Here is an 18730-nt window from a genome sequence, read left to right on the forward strand (position 1 = left end):
CCGAGGCTTTACTCATGGCGAGTTACTTTCGTTATCCACGGTTCCAAACGGCTGCCCCATTTTATATCCACCGTATAACGAGGGGCTTCAATATCTTGATAACCCAACCTGCTCAACCCCTTAAGAGTTTCTGAATATTCTAATGGCAGCATAATTTCAGTGATCAATAACTGTTGCAGGAATAAACGGTAACTGTCGTTATTTTCGTTGTAATAAGGCTTAGCTAGCCCCTTAACAAACAGCATATTATCTTGGCCAGCAAATTCAGCCGCTAAGGACTCATAGTCAGTAGCCACTTTGACAAAGAATAGTCGACTGTTGGTTAGCTTCTCCTTTTTAAAGTTAACAAGAGAGTCATCCTTTAAGCGACTATTATTGTCATTGGGTTGCTCGGTATAAGTTTTAACGGCTTCCTGATAGCGCAGCTCTGCTTTGGCAATTTCAGCGGCATGTCGCTCACCATCAAACTCAAATGCCCAATACAATTGACGAGACTGCGCTCCGTAATAATTGTTATCCGGCAGCTCAAAACCAAGATCTAATAGTTGCGCTTGAGTCACTGTGGTTTCATTACTGTTGTAGGGAGTATAGGCATTATCAGGCTTGGTAGCGGTGCGCCAATTAATACTGAGTAGAATGCCGGAATTCTCTTGTTGCGCGCTGCTGTTATAGGGTAATTCCAGCTCTCTTTCAGTCAATTTTAGTGCTGATGTCGGTGCGCCCATGCGGTTATATGCTACACCACTCAACGCCATGACATTACTGCCGATAAGGATCAGCAGACCCATCAATAAGTACTTTTTCATTGCCCAGCCCCTCCGCCCATTTTGCCGACTTTACTTAAGTCATTTAAATTACTGAGGCGAACTCGCTTAAACACCATCAGTGCCAACAAAGCTGACAAGCCTAGAATAAAAAAGAAGACATATTTCGGCATCCACTCCCACCACCAATCGAAGAACTTGGTGTAGAGGAACAAAATAAAGAACACATTGCCCGTGTTGGTTACCTCGCCCCATTGGCGCTTAACCCCAAGCCAAATAGCCGCAGCTGAAAGTGCAAACCCCATCAGTTGATAACAACCCTCAATTATCTCCGCTGACCAGCTTAAATAGCTTATTTCGCCCCAGTTAGACAAAACGAGTATAGGTAGAAACAGCATGATCATTGCCATAACTTTATAAATCGCAGCAAAGCCATTGAAGCGTCGATGATCGCTTAGATGAGGTATTAAAAAGATCAACAAACTAGGCACTAGAAAATTCTCAGGTCTTTCGCCGAAGCTAATCCAATACATTCCAGACCAACTGCCCATCTTCATCGCGATAAAGCTACTTAGACTGACAATCCCAAAGAACAGTAAAAGACGCGCATTACAGGCGTAGGCCAGTAAAAAACTAAAAGCCGCCCACACCGCAAAGGCATTAGGTGACGGCGTGATGTTGAATATTTGTCCCAACATAGACAGGTTAAGCACAAAGCAGGCAAGACTGACCAAGGCGGCAATTTTTGAGTAATATGCGCTTTTCTCGGCTTGAGCCAATTTCAACGACAGGATAAAAAGGGAGATGGGTGCGATGACTAAAATACTCACTTGCACAGCGGTACTCAGGTAGCCCCAAAACTGATAGAACAGAAAGAAAATACTGGTCGCCATCGCTAGCGCCCCCAGCATTGAGGCTATTCTCATCCCAAGAGAAAGCTGCTTCGATTGACTGCTGGTATCGACGTCATAGCTTTCTGAGAGGCGTTTTAATAATTGCTGATGATAATCATCGAGCTTATTTTTCTGTGCTGGTGAGACTGCAATAACCTGATCAATTTCCAATGCATGCAGCTCTTGCTGGAATGCATGAATTTGATCAACCCGTTGCTGGGCATCTAATTGAGAAAGCAGCTTTTCTTCCATGGATTTATTCTCCTTAGTCACAGCATATAGTGCCGTAATTGATAATAAAAACAACAAAAAGAACGCTTCATAAACGCGCTGCAATAAGTCAATTTACAGCCGTGACTTAAGAGTGATAAATTAACTGGCTGTAGAGAGCACACCTCTAAAGTTTCAATCTAAACAACAGTTGCCGTGACGCTGTTGAATCTACTCTCAACAAAGTACTCCAGCAGTAACGGCAATGGCTAACAAACGGATTTATAGGTCACATAAATGAAAATTGAAGTCATCAATAAAAATGATAAAGCGGTTTTCGATACGCTTATCGAGGGGCTTAAACAGCACAAATATGAGCATATGGGGCCAGAAGAAACAGCTCCTCTCTCAGTCATTGCTCGCGATGAAGCAGACAACATCATTGCTGGTGTCTCAGGTCGCAGCATTTACCGAAACTTTCTTATAGAAGTGGTGTGGGTCAGTCCCGAGGCCAGAGGCACTGGGCTTGGGCGTCAGTTAATGGAACAAGCTGAGATGGAAGCTAGAAAGCGCGGCTGCCTAATAGCGCAATTAGACACCCTTTCTTTTCAGGCCCCTGTGTTTTATCAAAAGCTTGGTTTTGAAATTGTCGGTACTGTCCCCGGATTTCCCGGCAGTCCAGAACGTTATTTTATGCTGAAGCAATATACCGACGGAGCAATGCTAAATGAAACCATTTAAAAAGCTACAATCTGAAAACCTCGGATTAGTGCTAACTATTGCACGTCTATTTTTCATCTTAGGCACATTCGGAACGCTATTAATATTGGTGACACTGGTATTTACGCTGTCTGGTGGCGGTTTTATGAATACTATTGCATTGGGAGCTGTTTATATGCAGTTTCTCCCTTACTGCTTCGCTTTAATCGTGACTGCTTGTTTACTCGCGGTATTGATTGCTGCCGAAGAGTCTTATAGAAAGCAAACACGCAAACCTGTGCTGGAAAGCTAACAATAGATGACCTTGGGATGTTAGTAATCTACAAATATTAACAAGGCCAATTCTGTTATTAATAGAATTGGCCTGCGCTGCACAAGCATGGGCTAAAAATTGGATCATTTTATTCAGGCCCACCTAGAGCCGCTCAAAAACGTCATAAATTAACTCAACTTTCCATCTATGCGAACTATAATTAGTCATCCAAAAGTATCGACACTGTTGGAGACCATATGCCATATCACTCTTCTTGCCCCACTAAACGCTCCATTCTTTACATCAGTTGTATCCTGCTCGCGAGTTACCACAGCGCATTACAAGCTAAACCCAACGACAAGTCAGAGATAAAAATACGCGGTAAATCAATGGAATTGTCACAACAGCAAGTCTCTGCTCAGCGTATTGCAAAGGAGGACTCCTTGCAGAAATCCAGTTCATCAAACAAAAAAGAACCTAGGGGAAAATCAACTAAAAGCAGCGGTTTTACTGATGCACTGACCCAGTTTGATTACAGCCATTGGTGGGCCAGTGATGGCTGGCACAACGGTTTTCCGTTTGTTAATCGCTGGCAAGCCGATGCCATTAGCCATAGTAGTGAGGGGATGCAACTCACCTTGAGTAACCAAGGAACATTAGCGGCGCCTGATTGGGTCTCGGGCGAGTTACGCAGCCATGAGTACCGAGGTTATGGCTGCTATGAAGTCAGTATGAAGCCTGCCGCACGTGCAGGCGTGGTCAGTAGCTTCTTTTTATTTGCCAGCCCCTACGATGTTGCCCCTAATGGCAATGGCCTGCACCATGAAATAGATATAGAATTTCTCGGCGATAACACCAACTTCATGCAGATCAACTTCTGGCGCAATGGCGAGCCAGCATCAGGCGAGAACGCCCTGCTTATTCCACTGCAATTCGATGCTGCATTAGACTTTCACCGTTACGGCATTCGTTGGTCATCGGGTAAAATTCAGTGGTACGTCGATGGTTTATTAGTGCATCAAGTTAACTCAAAGGCGAGCCCTTACATCCCGACAACCAGCGAATCAACCCTGATGGCGATGATGAATATATGGGCGACTCATGAGGATATCTCCACCTGGGCTGGCGAGTTTGATCCTGAGTTAGGCGCAAGCGAAAGTTACTATAAAGATTTTAGCTATCAGACTTTGAAACAATGTCAGTTTTAGTTGGGGCTGACGTTGCTCTAGCTTGAGTTTTATCTTCAAGTACAGGTGCAAAACGAGACATTTGTGGTTCCAATGGTCTGCAGTCAGTGCAGCACACGGAAGTGCCAATGTCGTGATCGCATGTGCAGACACTGCAGTGACACGCTGCAAGTCCATCTGACCTCCAAGGACGGAGGGAATGCCAAATTCTGTATGGAACAGAATTGGCCGTGAAAGCTCGGCCATGACGAATACTATCCTTGTTAAAAAGCCAGTTCAGCACCCATACCTCTCGTTCGAGAACTTGATAACTTCGCTATCTCTCACCAGATCATGGACGGCCTCAGCCATATCTGCACTGGGTTTGAAAAGCGGAATCATCTAGCACCAAAGTGCCTATTTATTAATGTTTACTCTGACCCTGAGGGATCCCCACGAATTTAATAGGATGCTTGTGGCTCCCTAACTAAATCCTACAGTGTCTTAACCCCTACTCACCAGTGAGACTTCAGCAGCTTCAAATTCCAGTCCTTGTAGGCTCTTAACCCTATAAACTGGTTTGATAAAACATTCCGGTGTTTGATTGAGTTTGCTTGGTATTGCCGATGCTTATCTGCTGCTTTGGCGGCCAAACCAAGAAAATAAAGCATGAATTGAGATAGACAGGCTATGAGTAGTAAAACGCTTAGTTTATGCAGGAGCCTTGAGCCACTATCATTCATTTTCAAGCCCGTTTTCACGTCTCTAAAGCTCTCCTCTATCTGCATTCTTGTTGCATAAATCTTAACAATGCTTTTAGCGTTATCGCTCTTGCTACACAGTGAGCTTGCCAGCAACCAAGGTTCTTTTTCTCGTTCCGCACTTGCACGAGACTGCTTACTTCGCCTGGCTTTATCACCCATTGCTGTTTTATCTTTTCGTCCTTTAGCTTTGCGCTTGAAAATGACTAAACGAGATTTGAAAGAGACTTGTTCACCTAAAAAGTAGACGCCGAGATTTTTTGCTCTGCAACTTGATTGAACATAGAGTTTTTTAACTGGATACCAATCATCCTCTGGGCACTTCTTGCAGTGAGTTCTATTTCTAAAGCGACCTACGTAATCCCAGTTAAGCGACAAAATTTGCTTGAACCAAGGGATCCTAAAGCCCGCATCAGTTACGATGATAGGCTTGCAGTCATGAGGTAACATAACCTTAAGTTTTCTCAGAAAGAGTAGATGAGTTTTGGGCTTCTCTTTTTTGTTTAGTGTTGTGGCTTCATAAAGCGTAAGCGAGCGTCCTTGAGCTGCTAGTGATGCTCGGATAAGAAAGTGTTGCTTGCGGTCATCAAGATCTGACCAATCTATATGGATAATTGGCTGCTTCATTGTTCCGACTAACAAGTAAGTCATGCGAGTATAGATGAACTCGATATCACGATATAACTTGGTGTTACTGCAAAGCCTACCTACACGCTTAATCTTATGTTTTTCAAAGGCATTACTATCAATGTCACGGCCAAGGCCTGTAATTGATAGAGAGCCACCATTCATTGAGCTTTCGATTGCTGAAAACAAACTCTGTCGGAGAGTTCTGTGCATTAATGGGGTGACAAGGGAGAGGCATTTTGATAAAACTTGTTTCGCATTCATGGCATTTACCTGTGATTATTTTTGTTTGGCGATAAATGTGATCACCAAATGCCATGAATGTTCCCTTCTTTTTTAATTTATCTTATTGTTTACTCATAATATTTCGTGGGGATTCGTCAGACTCTGACCCCAATAGTTCAATAGTTCAATAGTTCAATAGTTCAATAGTTCAATAGTTCAATAGTTCTATTACAAATTGGGCATAGGCTTGATTGATTTAGCCTCTACAACTAACGCCCAGTTAGATCTCTTTAACGGCAGCACCCCTAACCTCTTGTTTTATATATCAATTTAATTTGTAGATGTTATTGAGAACTGGTTAAGGCTCTTCTCCACTTATTCCTGAAATTGATATGTCTTTTGTTGAATGACTATTTTTTGGTTTTATTTTCTGCGTGGAGAAATATTCGACCCAGTATGAAGCGGGCTTTGCTTTGGAGTATACAAAGCCTTGATGTAAGAAAATATGAGAATTATTTAGAGCGTGAATCAACGACTTCGACTCTACTCCTTCCGCAATAATTCTTATTCCTTTCGTATTACAGTAGTCAACCAGTGATGATAATATTAGTTGGTTCTTTTCAATGTTGGTAATTATACTACGATCGATTTTTATGCAATCAATATCGAGTTCAGATATTCTTGACAAATTAGAATGGCCGACGCCAAAGTCATCTATTGAAAATTCAATCCCGTGTTGCGAGATTTTTTTTAAAGAATAAAGTAAGTTATCTTTTTCACTTAGTGCTAATGAGTCTTCTGTTATTTCTAATATAAATTTTTTCCCATTGAACTTTATGAGGTTTTCGATAACAGACCAAAATGGATCATCTCGGTACTCGATGATTGTTTCTGGTTTTAAATTGAATGAATAGATTATTTTCGAAGACAACTTACCTCTAATAAGCTCATTTATAGATATAATGGCTGTTTTAAACAGTAAGAAGTCTGTTTTTGCATCTAGGTATTTTAAGCATCGTGGTGCTGTCCCAGATTGACTAAGACGACATAAAACCTCAAATGAAAAAACTGAGTTATTTCTAGAATTGACTATTGGTTGTAAGTTGAACGTGATTGCCCTTGTCTTTAAATAACGGCTAAAGTATTGGTAAATAAGTCGATATTTCAATAACTCTGAAAAATACTGATTCGTTGATAGTACTCTGTATGTGATAAATGCAATTAATAGACTCAGGGATAAACTGATGAAAAGTAAAATTGTCAGCTTCTTATAATCTATATACAAAAAAGAGGTTAGTGGTTTAAAAATGGCAGTGCTAAAATCATCCTGAAAATATTCAATGTCAAACCATTTTTGAAAATTATAATTAAGTAAAAAGATAAAGTTTGCATTGTTTTTGTTCAGTATGGTGTCGCTTAACTGTTGATCTATTCCAATCTCTACATAATGCGTGTTGTTTTTTAAAATGACCCTGATGGTTTTGGATTTAGTTATTTTATCTATAACCTCTGCTAATAAAAATGCTGATTCAGGAGCTTGTAAACCGCTAGGCCAATTTACATTGCTAGGGTATAGCCGTTCTGATAATGAAAAACATCCTCTTTCTTTTAGGCTTCCTAGGCTACCATTAGTTATGTTTTTATAAGTTACAAATTCAATATTTTGGAATTCCTTCTTAATTCCGTAAGCCTTGGGGATTACAGAATTGCAGTTTGTTTGAGTACTATCAATAATTTCGTATGATAGTCGGATCAACTCTGACATCATGTTTTTTTTTGCTTTAAACTTATTGTAATCATTGCTAATAGCTAAACAAGACAATAAAAAGAAAGCTACAGGCGCTACTATTAAGATGACATGCTTAGCTATCTGTTTGTTTATATAGTTATTATAATTCAATTGGTTTTATTCACATAAATGCTAAGATAGATTCACTCAGTTTAACAGTATGATCATGACTTTAGTTGTAATAAAAAATAATAAAATCATTAAGAGCGTGAAAAAAAGGGGTGAAATAATGTCTAACCTGTTGTTAATTAGTGTGTTAGCGCAGTGGTCTGTTGGTTACTCTTTTGCCATTATTTAGGCTATAATTATGGGATAAATTAATATAATTGAATACAAACATCACATCTAATGAAAATACTTATAAAGAATGAAAGAACAATTGAAATCAGTGGTGTCGAATACCAGTTGTCATCTGCGGAAATGTTAATATTAACATCCATGTTCGCGTCAAAAGGTAGGGTTTTTAGTCGTGATGAACTTTTATATATTGGTTGGGAGGGGAGGGCTATTTCTCAAAATTCATTAACTGTAGCCATTGCTAATTTGAGGAAAGTTATTGATGTAAGTAATAGTGGTAGGTTTATTATAACCTTACCTAAGCAAGGTTATAAAATAGATGGGGATGTTTTAGTATTTCCACTTAAGAGTGAAGTTAAACCTTCACTCTCAGAGTCAGGTATATATGATAACCCCATATGGGGTGAGCTGATTAGACTCTGTAGTTTACCAAGTAACAAAATATATTTTTTCTCATGCTTTACTATATTGGCATTTTTGAGTGTGTCATTTCTATTTGACACCAAAGTAAAAGAGAGGCTTTATCATACTCCAGATTATAAGGTTTTAATTATAATAACGGATGGCTCTTCTGTGGATGTATTACTTGAACAATTCCCAGACTTGTACCAATTAGACAACGATGGTGCGGGGGGACTGTCTCTCGTCGATAAATATAAATTGGTTGTAATTTTTAATACTGTTCAAAGGGTATTTATCATAGATTGTATCGATGATAATAAAGTTGAATCGTATATCTCGTTTGATGGGCAAGCTGTTATTAAAATGCTGGCGTCAGGAGCTTGTCATGAGTAATAAGAAAATAATTATTTGTCTCGGTTTTTTTCTGGTTTTAATGTTGTTTTCCTTGGCCTGCAGTGAGATTAAGTCCAAAAAGCTCAATGAGTTAAATGGCCGTTATGTGCGAACTGAGATAGTTGCAAAGCTAGATGCTGAAAGCCATGTGACTTTAAAATTATTTTGGGTTATTAATAATGGGCGACATTTTGGAATTATAAAGGACACTGGCCAACCTGATGGTCCGGTTATGTTCAAATTTAAAGGTGAGTTCGCTTATGTTTTTTGGAGCGATAGCTACATATTTAACATCGATGATTTGAACGGGCAGCAGGTGAGTGGATTGAACTATTCAGCTTTGCCCTTTATTCGCAATGTCTTATTCGGGGTGTTGGGAGACAAGGCGGGTAAAACTTTCCGCGCTGAGGTGTTTAAAAATAATAACTTACTTTGCTTAAAAGAAACTAATAGTAACATCACCCGATGTTTATCCTATTGGTAAGCCTGTTGTTGCTCCATTTAATATTGATTCGTTGAACTATTGGGGTCAAAGTCTGAGGGATCCCCACGAATTTAATAGGTAAGCGTCTGCCAAAGCACACCTTTATAACTTAGTTGCCTGCAGCCATCATTGTTTCTCTAAATTGATAGGGGAACAATATGTTTAGCAGCAGCACTAAGCTTGATGTCACTTTGATCTGTGGGATCACCGATATGCGTAAATCAATCGATGGTTTGAGCAATATCGTTGCCTACGAATTACAGCAAGAACCTTGTAATGAACATCTGTTTGTCTTTTGTAATCGTCAGCGCAATAAGTTGAAGATTTTGCAGTGGGCCAGTAATGGCTTCTGGCTACATTACAAACGACTCGAGAAAAATACCTTTAAATGGTCTGGGATCGAAGACGAACAGCTCAGTCTGCGTATCACACCACAGCAACTCGATTGGCTTATCGCAGGGCTCCCCCTCACACAACCCCATGCTCATCCCGCGCTTCGTTATCACTATCATGACTTATAACCTATGATCATAAGCAGGATTTATTGATCACCAATTAATCTAAATAAACACAAGAAGTTAGATAGCACTCCGTGCATAATCTTTGCATGGAATTAAATCATCAAAATCTCCCTACTGATCTCGTCGAATTGCAGTTACTGGTGCTGAAACTACAGCAAGAGTTGCACGCTAAAGATGTGAAAATCAACTTTCTCGAAGAACAGTTTCGCCTCGCTCAACAAAAGCAATTTGGCAAGAGTGCCGAAGGGCATATTGGCGAGGGCGAAGTGTTCAATGAAGCGTGAACAATTGGGGTCAGAATAAACTTTCAAACTCAACACGTTTAACTCCTGTAGAGATTAAACACAAGCTAATGTCCTACATAAAACGCAAATTGAAACACCAATCCCCATCGAAGTTGCCGAAGTACGTTGAAGAAAGGGCCGTAATGCCCACACGGACGTGGGCATAGCTTTTGCGAGACAGGATGTCCCATCGAAAGCGTTAGGCTATTTCAAATAAGTACGAGGAAGACAACTTCGTCGGGGCGTCATGGTGGATGCAAGGAGGATAAGGACGAGCAGTCCTTCTTGCTCGGGTGTGGGCGAAGCGCCACGACTTTTATCAAACGAAGTTTGATTATCCAAGCTCAAGTGAAACTTGAGCAGCCCCAAAACAAACCCAAAGTATGAAATTAAAATCAGATCCAACCTAAAACCCACTTAAATTCAAAACTTTGACTAGGCTTAAACAAGTCTACAACTCATAAAACAAAAGGATTTGTTAATGGCATTAGCCTGTGTTGAAACCCGCGCCAGTTGTGGCGTCGACGCCCCTCCTGTCACAGTAGAGGTCCATTTAAGTAATGGCTTGCCTGCATTCTCTTTAGTCGGACTCCCCGAAGCCTCTGTAAAAGAAGCCAAAGAGCGGGTACGTAGCGCACTGATTAACGCGGGGTTTGAGTTCCCAATGCGCCGCATTACCGTTAACTTGGCGCCTGCTGACCTGCCAAAACAGGGGGGGCGCTATGATCTGCCGATAGCGATTGGCATTCTCGCGGCCTCAAAACAAATTCCACCTAAGTCGATTGAACAGCATGAGTTTGTCGGTGAACTGGCCCTCTCCGGTCATGTACGTTATTGCCAAGGGATCCTGCCAGTCATTGTGGCAGCCAGCCAAGCAAACAACCGCCTAATACTGCCGATTGATAATCGAGCCGATGCCGAGCTCGTCGGCTTTAATAAAGTGTTATTTGCCACCCATCTACAATCAATCGCTGCTTATTTACATGGTCAATCTGAGTTACCCAGCATTGATCTTGGACTGGAATGGATCACCCCAACGAGCAACACTAGCGACGCCAGTAACTGTCTCAGTGAAGTAATAGGCCAACAACATGCGAAACAAGCATTAGAGATAGCCGCCGCAGGCAACCACAACCTATTGATGCTGGGTCCGCCAGGTACTGGCAAGACAATGCTCGCCAGTCGCATGATGCAGCTGCTACCGCCACTTAATTATGAAGAGGCACTCGAAGTCGCCTCGATTCACTCTGTTGCCGGACACGATATGCAGCCGCAACAATTCTATCAACGGCCGTTTCGAAGCCCGCACCATACCAGTTCTGCTGTTTCATTAGTGGGCGGTGGCGCTATGCCAAAACCGGGGGAAATATCCCTCGCCCATCGCGGGGTACTTTTTCTAGATGAAGTGGCTGAATTTCCGCGCAAAGTTCTCGACTGTCTGCGTGAGCCGATGGAAACCGGTGAGGTGAGTATTTCTCGTGCTGCGGCCAAGCTTAATTTTTTATGTCGCTTTCAGCTGGTGGCGGCCATGAACCCCAGCCCCTGCGGGGATGTGAATAATGCCAGAGCCAGCAATGAGCAGATCATCCGCTATTTATCTAAGTTGTCAGGGCCGTTTCTCGACCGCTTTGATTTAACTATTGATGTCCCCAAACTACCTCTAGGTGCGCTCAATAGCAGTGGTACTCACGCCGAAACCAGTGCAACTGTCGCTCAACGAGTGCATGCAGCAAGAGAGATTCAGTTATCACGTTCGGGTACGCTCAACAGCGACTTAAGCGGCAAACAACTTAAAGATGAGGCGCGATTTAGCGCAGCAGATCTGTTATTTCTTGAGGAGAGTGTCAGTCGATTAGGGTTATCGGTACGCAGTTACCATCGGCTACAACGTGTTGCTCGCACCATAGCAGATCTGCAACAGGAACAAGATGTATCGCGGAGCCATATCGCGCAAGCGTTAGGTTACCGAGCCGTAGACCGCTTACTGACTAGCTTAAACCAGTACTAAGCAGTATGGACTTAGTGGAACCGTACTTAGATCGACACCTTCAGATCCACTGTCAATAGTTGACTCGCTAAAATAGCTCATTTGCTGGTTTTATCTGCAAAAATTAACATCTAGATTGAGACAAATCTTTACAACGAGTACTATAGGTCTCCGTTTTTTATCCTGGGGATCTCAATGGGCGCGATTGTGTCACGCATTACGGGAAGTTTAGCGTTCTTCTTTTACATCATTAATACTATCTTTTGGGTTACTCCCATTTTAGCGTTCAGTATTTTTAAGCTAATTCCTCTCACTATTACGCGTACTGCCTGCACCTATTTCCTCGATTTCTGTGCCAGTTCATGGATCCGTTGCAACGGGGTGGTTGAAGACATTTTCCATCCTGTCACTATTGATGTTCAGGGTGATGCACAACTGTCGCCAAAAGAGTGGTATATGGTGATAGCCAATCACCAAACTTGGGTCGATATTTTAATTTTGCAGCGGGTGTTAAATGGCAAAATTCCCTTTCTGAAATTTTTCCTGAAACAGCAATTAATCTTCGTGCCGATTTTAGGGCTCGCTTGGTGGGCACTGGATTTTCCTTTTATGCGCCGCTATAGCAATGCACAGCTGCGTAAAAATCCCAAGTTGCGTGGTAAAGATATCGAGATAACCCGTAAAGCCTGCGCTAAATTTAAAAGTAAGCCAGTGAGCGTGATGAACTTTGTTGAGGGTACTCGCTTTCATCCCGGTAAACATCAAAAGCAAAACTCGCCTTTTACCCATCTGCTCAAGCCAAAAGCTGGCGGTATGGCTTTTGCACTATCTGCAATGGGTGACCATATCCACAAGTTGGTTGATGTGTCTATTTGCTACCCCGACAAAGTGCCTACTTATTGGGAGTTTATTAGCGGGCAAGTTAACGAGGTCAAGGTACATATTCAAGTGCGCGAAATTGGCGAATCGCTACGTGGCGATTATATTAAAGATCGTGAGTTTAAGATTGAGTTCCAAAACCAGCTGAATCAAATTTGGCAGCAAAAAGATCAAGTGCTTACTGAGTTAGCACAAGTTAAAACATCCAGAGAAGAGGCTTAGCACAAGATGTTGAATTTTTTACCCGGCTCACTTTTGTATTTTATGAGCACTACTTTACTGATCATCAACACCATTGTCTGGACCACTCTGATCTCACTTGGCGGGATCATAAAACTGCTGCTGCCTTTTACCGCTGCACGGGTGCTACTCACCCGCCTTATGAACCGCTTTATGTGGGGATGGGCTAGCTGTAATGGCGGCATTTTGAGGCTGCTAGCTGATATTGAATGGGATGTTGAAGGCCTAGAAAACCTCGATCAGAAAAGCTGGTACTTACTTATTAGTAACCATTTGAGTGGATTTGATATTGCAGTGCAAACTTATGTTCTGCGTAATAACATCCCTATGCTTAAGTTCTTTTTGAAACGTGAACTCATGTATGTACCTTTTCTTGGTTTAGGTTGCTGGGCACTCGATATGCCATTTATGAGCCGAACCAGCCCGGCAAAGTTAAAGAAAAACCCTAAGCTAAAAGGCAAAGATTTAGAGAGCACTCGTAAAGCCTGTAAGAAGTTTCGCTTTATGCCGACCTCGATAATCAACTATGTCGAAGGCAGTCGTTTTACCGAAGAGAAGCATAGACGCCAAGGCTCACCTTACCGCTATTTATTACGCCCTAAGGCTGGCGGGATCGCTTTTGCTTTATCGGCTATGGGTGAGCAGTTTACTAACGTGCTTAACGTGACCGTACTCTATCCTGAAGTATTTAAGAAAGATGCTTTGCATGAAGTCATGCATGGTCGTTTGAAAAAAATTGTAGTGCGAGTAAAAGTCCTTCCTGTACCCGAAGTTGATAATAAGCGCTACTTCTCAGAGTCGAGTTATCGCGTTGAATTTCAACGCTGGTTAAACCAACTTTGGTTAGAGAAAGATGAAGAGATCCACCAGTTAATGATCAAGCATGGTGCACCAATCGAGCAAATAATAGAGAAGAAAGTGTCAGACTAGATGCTTATAGTTGAATACGAAGGTGCACTCAGTGCACCTTTTTTGTTGCTTGATATTCACGCTAATCATGAAGCTATGCAGCACTAACCTCAAAGAAGCTGTAGATAGATAATGCCTCCCGTTCTCGGCTCTTCATACAAGCTTTTGCTTAATCATAATGCCCATCCAAAAGCAGCCTTACCAACCAAACGCTTTACCCAACATAATCAACACCTTGCACTAAATAAGTGATTTATCCAATAGATCTCACCAAATGTCATCATAAAAACCATGTGATATTGTGAACTCGGCACCTAGACAGCAATACTTTCGACCTATATATTGATAGCCAACTTAACATTTACTCAACACCCGCTTCACAAGGTATCTTTCATGTCTGTCAATTCCCCCAAGCTAAAAAATGCCTCTTTGGCGTATTTACTATTGATATCCACGTCGCTACTAGGTTGCACGAACATCACCAACCAGCCAGCTCCTCGTATTCTAGATATTGATAGCACAAGCTTTGCTAAGTATTGGGTAGCAAAAGACAAGTTAATTCATTGGCAGAAAAGTTTACATACGACCTCAGAAGTTGATATTGAGTTGACAGGGACTCAATACCTAGTCTCCTTCGTCGTTGATAGTGACGGACAGATGCAACAACTAGAAATAATCAACAGCACAACGGGAGAACTTCTCGATAAAGCGCGCACAGCCAAGGCATCTGAACAACAGTTTCATCCAACAGTGCAAAATAGTAGCCATCAAGCTGTGCGGATTAGCACCAGCTTTCGATTATAGAACTAGGTAACAAGCAGTAAAAAGCAGCCACAAAAAAGCTCCCATTGGGAGCTTTTAGTTTTTAGCACAACGCAGCAGTATTACACTCGTCGCTCAACCAGTTTAACCCAGCCTTCAGGCCCTGCTATATGACCCTTTTGGATCTCTGTTAGCACGTTGTAGATGCGCTTAGTATGCTCTCCCACATTACCATCACCGACGGTGACGATGCGGTTATCTTCAAAGATATAAGAGCCGACAGGCGATACAACTGCTGCTGTACCAAAGCCGCCCGCTTCAATGATTTCGCCTGATTCTATATCGGCAATAAATTGATCCAGCATCACTGTTTCTTGGCGAACGTCGCAACCAAGTAATTCACCTAGGTCGAGAATTGATTGTGAAGTAATAGACTTCAAGATGGTGTCGGTGAACTTAGGGATGATGATGCTGCCATCTTTAAGCACATGAAAGTGGTTCATCGCACCCACCTCTTCAATCTGCTTGTTGTTAGCATCTAAATAAAGCACCTGCGCAGCACCATACTCCGCCGCCGCCTTACCCGCTTTTAATGATGCAGCATAGTTGCCAGCCGCTTTAGAGGCGCCAGTTCCGCCAGACACTGCACGGTGGAAGCGTTCACTGATCAGCAGACGAATCGCTTTATCAAAGCCATCACTGTAATAAGGACCACTCGGGCTAAGCATCACGCAGAAAGTGTACTGCTCGCTCGGGCTCACCGACAATCTATCTTCAGTCGCAAACACAAAAGGGCGAATATAAAGACAGGCGTCTTCCTGCATGGGGAACCACAATCTATCGACATCAATTAAGGCATTAATGGCTTCTATTTGCAGTGATTCTGGAATCGCGGGGATACAGATAATATCAGCAGAACGGTTTAAGCGTTCGGCGTTTTTATCAATTCGAAAGGTGTAAATTTCACCATCTTCATGTTGGAATGCTTTAGCGCCCTCAAACACAGATTGGCCATAATGCAATGCAATTGCACCTGGCGCGACTTGAAATGGGCCGTATGGCACCACTCTAGGATCACACCACTGACCATCGCGATAATCCATTAAAAACATATGGTCAGTTCTGAGGTTACCGAAACCAACATTTGTGCTTGGTTGGAACTGCTCTGTACGGCGCTCTAACGCAGGTTTTAAATTATAGTTTATTTGCATTGCATACCACCTTGAATACTGACTGAGCAGACTATGCAGTGGTCACAAAAAAGTCAAGCTAAACGCGGGCTAGCATTAAGATCTTCAAGCCCTAACCTGTAAAGCTAAAAACGCATTTAGCTGCGCGCTTTCCCTTTACAATGTGACAGTTTACCAATCGCTAAACAGGTGTCACAGGTGCCGATTTTCCCCTCAGTGCGTTCTAAAAAGCCCTTCACTCGCAATGACAAGTCTTGCATCTGCTCTTGAGTAATTGGTTTACGCCACTGGTATCGATTCATAATGCGACTGACATGTCTAAACCAAGTAGTATCATCCGCAACAAAGTATTCCTCCTCCATCAAACGGCTCTGATAAGAAGACGTTGCTCCAGCTAAAAAGAAATATATCGCCTGGCTCAAGTCACTAATATCTGTATCGGTTGCTTTTAGCTCCCCTAATTCAACAGCATCTTCTAATGGTTGTTTAATTCTACTCCAAAACAAATTAACTCTACTTTTTAAAATAGATATTTTTTCTGGGCTTGCTAATTGCCAAAACATACTATTAATAGACACAAGTCTCAAAATATTAAATATTGGGCTTCTCTTCACTATTTCGAATGTGAATATTATCGCCAGCAGAGATTTATCATTAATAGTGATTGATGGATTTTCTTTTAAAAATAATGGTATCTGGCTTGATGTTGTATTCCTAAGAAATAAACAAACTAATACATCTTCTTTCGATTCAAAGTATTTATAGAGAGTATTAGTTGAGCAGCCAGCACCTTTGGATATTTGAGAAAACCTAAATGATACAACACCTTGAGTATCAACAAGAGACTCTGCTATATCGAGTAACTGATTACACCTAATAGCATCAGCATGAGTGTTAGGGCATTGCATACACAGTTCCAATAAATACCTTATATTAATATATTACGAAACCACATATATATAGATAGTGAAAAGAAACATTTTCTTGATGGGCTACACAAAAAACTTTCCCAACGAATACAAAGTGTGATTTCAAGCATGATCAGCGGCAAAGTATAAGCATATTGTTACCTCAAGTTAATTGGAGACTCAAATATGCAAACAAGACGTTCATTTTTAAAGTTTGGTGCTGGAGCCGCTGCTATTGGTGCATTATCACCTCTTTCAGTAAGTGCAAATTCTTCTAATATAAAATGGGATGAAGAACACGAAATAATTATTGTAGGTTCAGGTTTTGCTGGGTTAGCAGCCGCTGTTGAAGCGGGCAAGTTAGGCGCAAAAGATATTGTCATATTTGAAAAACTAGGCGTATACGGTGGCAATAGTACTTTAAACGCTGGCCAAGCCTGCTTCGCCAATACTGACCTGCAAAAGAAGCTCGGTATTGAAGATAGCGCAGAACTAATGGTGCAAGACCAACTTAAATCAGGTCGTGGCTACGCCAGTGAACAATTACTAAAGCACAGTGCAGAGCTAGGCCCATATATTTACCAGCTTACTAAAGATTGTGGTTGCGTATATCGCGACCACATCATCAACACGGGCGGCACTAGTGCCACACGTAGTCACCAAGTGGTTGAACGTAGTGGCGCTGGATTTATTCGCCCTATGCTAAAAACAGCACGTAGCTACGGGGTTAAAACCAAAATTCGTCACAAATTTGAACATCTAATCACCGCTAAAGACGGTAAAGTTCTAGGTATTCAAGTGCGTCGCGGCTATCACTTCGGACATGAAGATTCTGGAGAACTAATCAATGTAAAAGCAGAGAAAGGTGTATTGATTGCCACAGGTGGCTTTGGGGCTAACGTTAGTTTCCGCCAAGCGCTTGATCCAAACCTAGGCAGCGAAGTGGGCTGCACTAATGCTCGCGGCGCTACCGGTGACGGCCTGATTGCTATGCTGGCAGAAGGCGCTATGCCTATTCATTTGAGCTTCATTCAATCAGGCCCTTGGGCTTCTCCAGATGAAGGCGGCTTTGGCTACGGCGCTGGCTTCTCCCTATATAACTTCCCACACTCTATCGCGATTGACCGCAATACCGGGCGGCGCTTTATGAATGAAACAGCGGATCGTAAGACTCGTGCTGATTTAGAGGTTCAGCGTCGTGATAAAGATGGCAATCCTAATCCCGCACTGCTTATTGCCCCAAAGCATGAAGCGCAAAAAGATCCGTCAATGGCAAATGTTCTCAAGTACAACGTGGCTTGGGAGTTCGACAGTGTGGAAGCCATTGCCAAGCATTTCGACCTACCTAAAAAAGAGCTTAAAGCCCAGATAGATGACTGGAACAAGTATGTCAAAACTGGTGAAGATCCTCAGTTTGGAAAGCGGATGAACATGAGCACTGGCATCTACCTTACCGCGCCATTTATTGTGCAACGCTTATGGCCAAAAGTGCACTACTGCCAAGGCGGCATTCAGATTAACGCTAAAGCTGAGGTCATTGCCGCTAAAACAGGTAAGAACATTCCAGGCCTATATGCCGCAGGTGAAGTATCGGGTGGCGTACACGGTGTAAGTCGTCTTGGTGGTTGTTCAACTCCTGAGTGTATGGCATTCGGTGTTACTGCAGCTCGTTCAATGATGAAGGCATAAGGAATATTACGATGAAAAAAATCAACACTTTACTTGTGCTTATTCTAGGTGGCTGTATCGCATTATCTGCACAAGCTCGCGACAAACGTGATTACCACGAAATGGTCTACGACTCAGGTTGTAAAACCTGTCATGACCAAGGTATGAAAGCCTTCCCATCAGACAATTCTTGCCTGCAATGCCATGACATGAGTGAACTGGCCGAACAAACAAAGCGTGAAGGCCATGAAGCAAGACAAAACCCACATGACAGCATGCATTACGGCCAAGAAGCACCTTGTATGGAATGTCACGGAGAGCATAAACCAAAGCAAGCCATCTGCATGGATTGCCACAACTTTGATTTCCCCAAATTTAAGCAATAAAAACTGAAAAAT

General features: G+C 42.2%; 18 protein-coding genes and 1 pseudogene. 13 read left to right on the forward strand and 6 right to left on the reverse strand.

What is annotated here, in order from left to right:
* Positions 1-8: 8 nt before the first annotated feature.
* Together JK628_RS20365 and JK628_RS20370 are read right to left on the reverse strand one after the other, a co-directional pair.
* Positions 9-806: a DUF4824 family protein gene (locus JK628_RS20365; RefSeq protein ID WP_202286733.1), complete on the reverse strand. Its 798-nt coding sequence runs from the start codon at positions 804-806 to the stop codon at positions 9-11.
* On the reverse strand, positions 803-1909 hold the full coding sequence (locus JK628_RS20370; protein ID WP_202286734.1) for a DUF2157 domain-containing protein: 1107 nt from the start codon (positions 1907-1909) through the stop codon (positions 803-805). The genes JK628_RS20365 and JK628_RS20370 overlap by 4 nt, the downstream gene beginning before the upstream one ends.
* 255 nt (positions 1910-2164) lie before the next feature.
* On the opposite strand from JK628_RS20370, the gene JK628_RS20375 reads away from it, so the two are divergent.
* From JK628_RS20375 to JK628_RS20385, 3 genes are all read left to right on the forward strand, one after another.
* Entirely contained in the window at positions 2165-2608 is a 444-nt protein-coding gene (locus JK628_RS20375) for a GNAT family N-acetyltransferase (RefSeq protein WP_202286735.1), read from the forward strand.
* The gene (locus JK628_RS20380; protein WP_202286736.1) at positions 2595-2879 is read left to right on the forward strand and encodes a hypothetical protein; all 285 of its coding nucleotides are present in this window, start codon (positions 2595-2597) and stop codon (positions 2877-2879) included. The genes JK628_RS20375 and JK628_RS20380 overlap by 14 nt, the downstream gene beginning before the upstream one ends.
* A gap of 218 nt (positions 2880-3097) precedes the next feature.
* Positions 3098-4048 carry a family 16 glycosylhydrolase gene (locus tag JK628_RS20385; RefSeq protein WP_202286737.1) on the forward strand — a complete coding sequence of 317 codons (951 nt, stop codon included), beginning with the start codon at positions 3098-3100 and terminating at the stop codon, positions 4046-4048.
* A gap of 473 nt (positions 4049-4521) precedes the next feature.
* Here JK628_RS20385 and JK628_RS20390 read toward each other — a convergent pair whose 3' ends face one another.
* Together JK628_RS20390 and JK628_RS20395 are read right to left on the reverse strand one after the other, a co-directional pair.
* Positions 4522-5658 carry an IS4 family transposase gene (locus JK628_RS20390; protein WP_202286738.1) on the reverse strand — a complete coding sequence of 379 codons (1137 nt, stop codon included), beginning with the start codon at positions 5656-5658 and terminating at the stop codon, positions 4522-4524.
* A gap of 319 nt (positions 5659-5977) precedes the next feature.
* On the reverse strand, positions 5978-7519 hold the full coding sequence (locus tag JK628_RS20395) for an EAL domain-containing protein (RefSeq protein WP_202286739.1): 1542 nt from the start codon (positions 7517-7519) through the stop codon (positions 5978-5980).
* Between the two features lie 237 nt (positions 7520-7756).
* On the opposite strand from JK628_RS20395, the gene JK628_RS20400 reads away from it, so the two are divergent.
* From JK628_RS20400 to JK628_RS20435, 8 genes and pseudogenes are all read left to right on the forward strand, one after another.
* A complete protein-coding gene (locus JK628_RS20400) occupies positions 7757-8500 on the forward strand; it encodes a winged helix-turn-helix domain-containing protein (RefSeq protein WP_202286740.1) in 744 nt (247 codons plus the stop codon).
* Positions 8493-8984: a hypothetical protein gene (locus JK628_RS20405; RefSeq protein ID WP_202286741.1), complete on the forward strand. Its 492-nt coding sequence runs from the start codon at positions 8493-8495 to the stop codon at positions 8982-8984. Before JK628_RS20400 ends, JK628_RS20405 begins: the two co-directional genes overlap by 8 nt.
* A gap of 158 nt (positions 8985-9142) precedes the next feature.
* Positions 9143-9505, forward strand: a complete 363-nt coding sequence (gene tnpB / locus JK628_RS20410; RefSeq protein WP_202286742.1) for an IS66 family insertion sequence element accessory protein TnpB — start codon at positions 9143-9145, stop codon at positions 9503-9505.
* An 86-nt stretch (positions 9506-9591) separates the two neighbouring features.
* Positions 9592-9786, forward strand: a pseudogene (locus tag JK628_RS20415) (IS66 family transposase); the annotation flags it as partial.
* A gap of 484 nt (positions 9787-10270) precedes the next feature.
* Complete coding sequence (locus JK628_RS20420; RefSeq protein WP_202286743.1) at positions 10271-11797, forward strand: YifB family Mg chelatase-like AAA ATPase; 1527 nt, start codon at positions 10271-10273, stop codon at positions 11795-11797.
* Positions 11798-11971: 174 nt separating this feature from the next.
* A complete protein-coding gene (locus JK628_RS20425) occupies positions 11972-12877 on the forward strand; it encodes an acyltransferase (protein ID WP_202286744.1) in 906 nt (301 codons plus the stop codon).
* 6 nt (positions 12878-12883) lie between these two features.
* Positions 12884-13825, forward strand: a complete 942-nt coding sequence (locus tag JK628_RS20430) for an acyltransferase (protein ID WP_202286745.1) — start codon at positions 12884-12886, stop codon at positions 13823-13825.
* Between the two features lie 372 nt (positions 13826-14197).
* Positions 14198-14608 carry an energy transducer TonB gene (locus tag JK628_RS20435; RefSeq protein WP_202286746.1) on the forward strand — a complete coding sequence of 137 codons (411 nt, stop codon included), beginning with the start codon at positions 14198-14200 and terminating at the stop codon, positions 14606-14608.
* Between the two features lie 80 nt (positions 14609-14688).
* On the opposite strand, the gene JK628_RS20440 is transcribed toward JK628_RS20435, so the two are convergent.
* On the reverse strand, positions 14689-15777 hold the full coding sequence (locus JK628_RS20440) for a branched-chain amino acid aminotransferase (protein ID WP_202286747.1): 1089 nt from the start codon (positions 15775-15777) through the stop codon (positions 14689-14691).
* A gap of 116 nt (positions 15778-15893) precedes the next feature.
* Complete coding sequence (locus JK628_RS20445) at positions 15894-16664, reverse strand: TetR/AcrR family transcriptional regulator (protein ID WP_202286748.1); 771 nt, start codon at positions 16662-16664, stop codon at positions 15894-15896.
* 186 nt (positions 16665-16850) lie between these two features.
* Between JK628_RS20445 and JK628_RS20450 the strand changes: the two genes are divergently transcribed.
* Together JK628_RS20450 and JK628_RS20455 are read left to right on the forward strand one after the other, a co-directional pair.
* On the forward strand, positions 16851-18353 hold the full coding sequence (locus JK628_RS20450) for a flavocytochrome c (protein WP_202286749.1): 1503 nt from the start codon (positions 16851-16853) through the stop codon (positions 18351-18353).
* Between the two features lie 11 nt (positions 18354-18364).
* Positions 18365-18718, forward strand: a complete 354-nt coding sequence (locus JK628_RS20455; protein WP_202286750.1) for a cytochrome c3 family protein — start codon at positions 18365-18367, stop codon at positions 18716-18718.
* Positions 18719-18730 lie beyond the last annotated feature (12 nt).

Source organism: Shewanella sp. KX20019 (genome assembly GCF_016757755.1).
Lineage (GTDB): Bacteria > Pseudomonadota > Gammaproteobacteria > Enterobacterales > Shewanellaceae > Shewanella.

Excerpts from the sequence above, each read along its gene's own strand:
- JK628_RS20380 (WP_202286736.1), top strand. The coding sequence starts at position 2,595 with ATGAAACCATTTAAAAAGCTACAATCTGAAAACCTCGGATTAGTGCTA.
- JK628_RS20455 (WP_202286750.1), top strand. The coding sequence starts at position 18,365 with ATGAAAAAAATCAACACTTTACTTGTGCTTATTCTAGGTGGCTGTATC.
- tnpB (WP_202286742.1), top strand. The coding sequence starts at position 9,143 with ATGTTTAGCAGCAGCACTAAGCTTGATGTCACTTTGATCTGTGGGATC.
- JK628_RS20435 (WP_202286746.1), top strand. The coding sequence starts at position 14,198 with ATGTCTGTCAATTCCCCCAAGCTAAAAAATGCCTCTTTGGCGTATTTA.
- JK628_RS20420 (WP_202286743.1), top strand. The coding sequence starts at position 10,271 with ATGGCATTAGCCTGTGTTGAAACCCGCGCCAGTTGTGGCGTCGACGCC.
- JK628_RS20440 (WP_202286747.1), bottom strand. The coding sequence starts at position 15,777 with ATGCAAATAAACTATAATTTAAAACCTGCGTTAGAGCGCCGTACAGAG.
- JK628_RS20365 (WP_202286733.1), bottom strand. The coding sequence starts at position 806 with ATGAAAAAGTACTTATTGATGGGTCTGCTGATCCTTATCGGCAGTAAT.
- JK628_RS20370 (WP_202286734.1), bottom strand. The coding sequence starts at position 1,909 with ATGGAAGAAAAGCTGCTTTCTCAATTAGATGCCCAGCAACGGGTTGAT.
- JK628_RS20375 (WP_202286735.1), top strand. The coding sequence starts at position 2,165 with ATGAAAATTGAAGTCATCAATAAAAATGATAAAGCGGTTTTCGATACG.
- JK628_RS20385 (WP_202286737.1), top strand. The coding sequence starts at position 3,098 with ATGCCATATCACTCTTCTTGCCCCACTAAACGCTCCATTCTTTACATC.
- JK628_RS20400 (WP_202286740.1), top strand. The coding sequence starts at position 7,757 with ATGAAAATACTTATAAAGAATGAAAGAACAATTGAAATCAGTGGTGTC.
- JK628_RS20450 (WP_202286749.1), top strand. The coding sequence starts at position 16,851 with ATGCAAACAAGACGTTCATTTTTAAAGTTTGGTGCTGGAGCCGCTGCT.
- JK628_RS20430 (WP_202286745.1), top strand. The coding sequence starts at position 12,884 with ATGTTGAATTTTTTACCCGGCTCACTTTTGTATTTTATGAGCACTACT.
- JK628_RS20390 (WP_202286738.1), bottom strand. The coding sequence starts at position 5,658 with ATGAATGCGAAACAAGTTTTATCAAAATGCCTCTCCCTTGTCACCCCA.
- JK628_RS20405 (WP_202286741.1), top strand. The coding sequence starts at position 8,493 with ATGAGTAATAAGAAAATAATTATTTGTCTCGGTTTTTTTCTGGTTTTA.
- JK628_RS20425 (WP_202286744.1), top strand. The coding sequence starts at position 11,972 with ATGGGCGCGATTGTGTCACGCATTACGGGAAGTTTAGCGTTCTTCTTT.
- JK628_RS20445 (WP_202286748.1), bottom strand. The coding sequence starts at position 16,664 with ATGCAATGCCCTAACACTCATGCTGATGCTATTAGGTGTAATCAGTTA.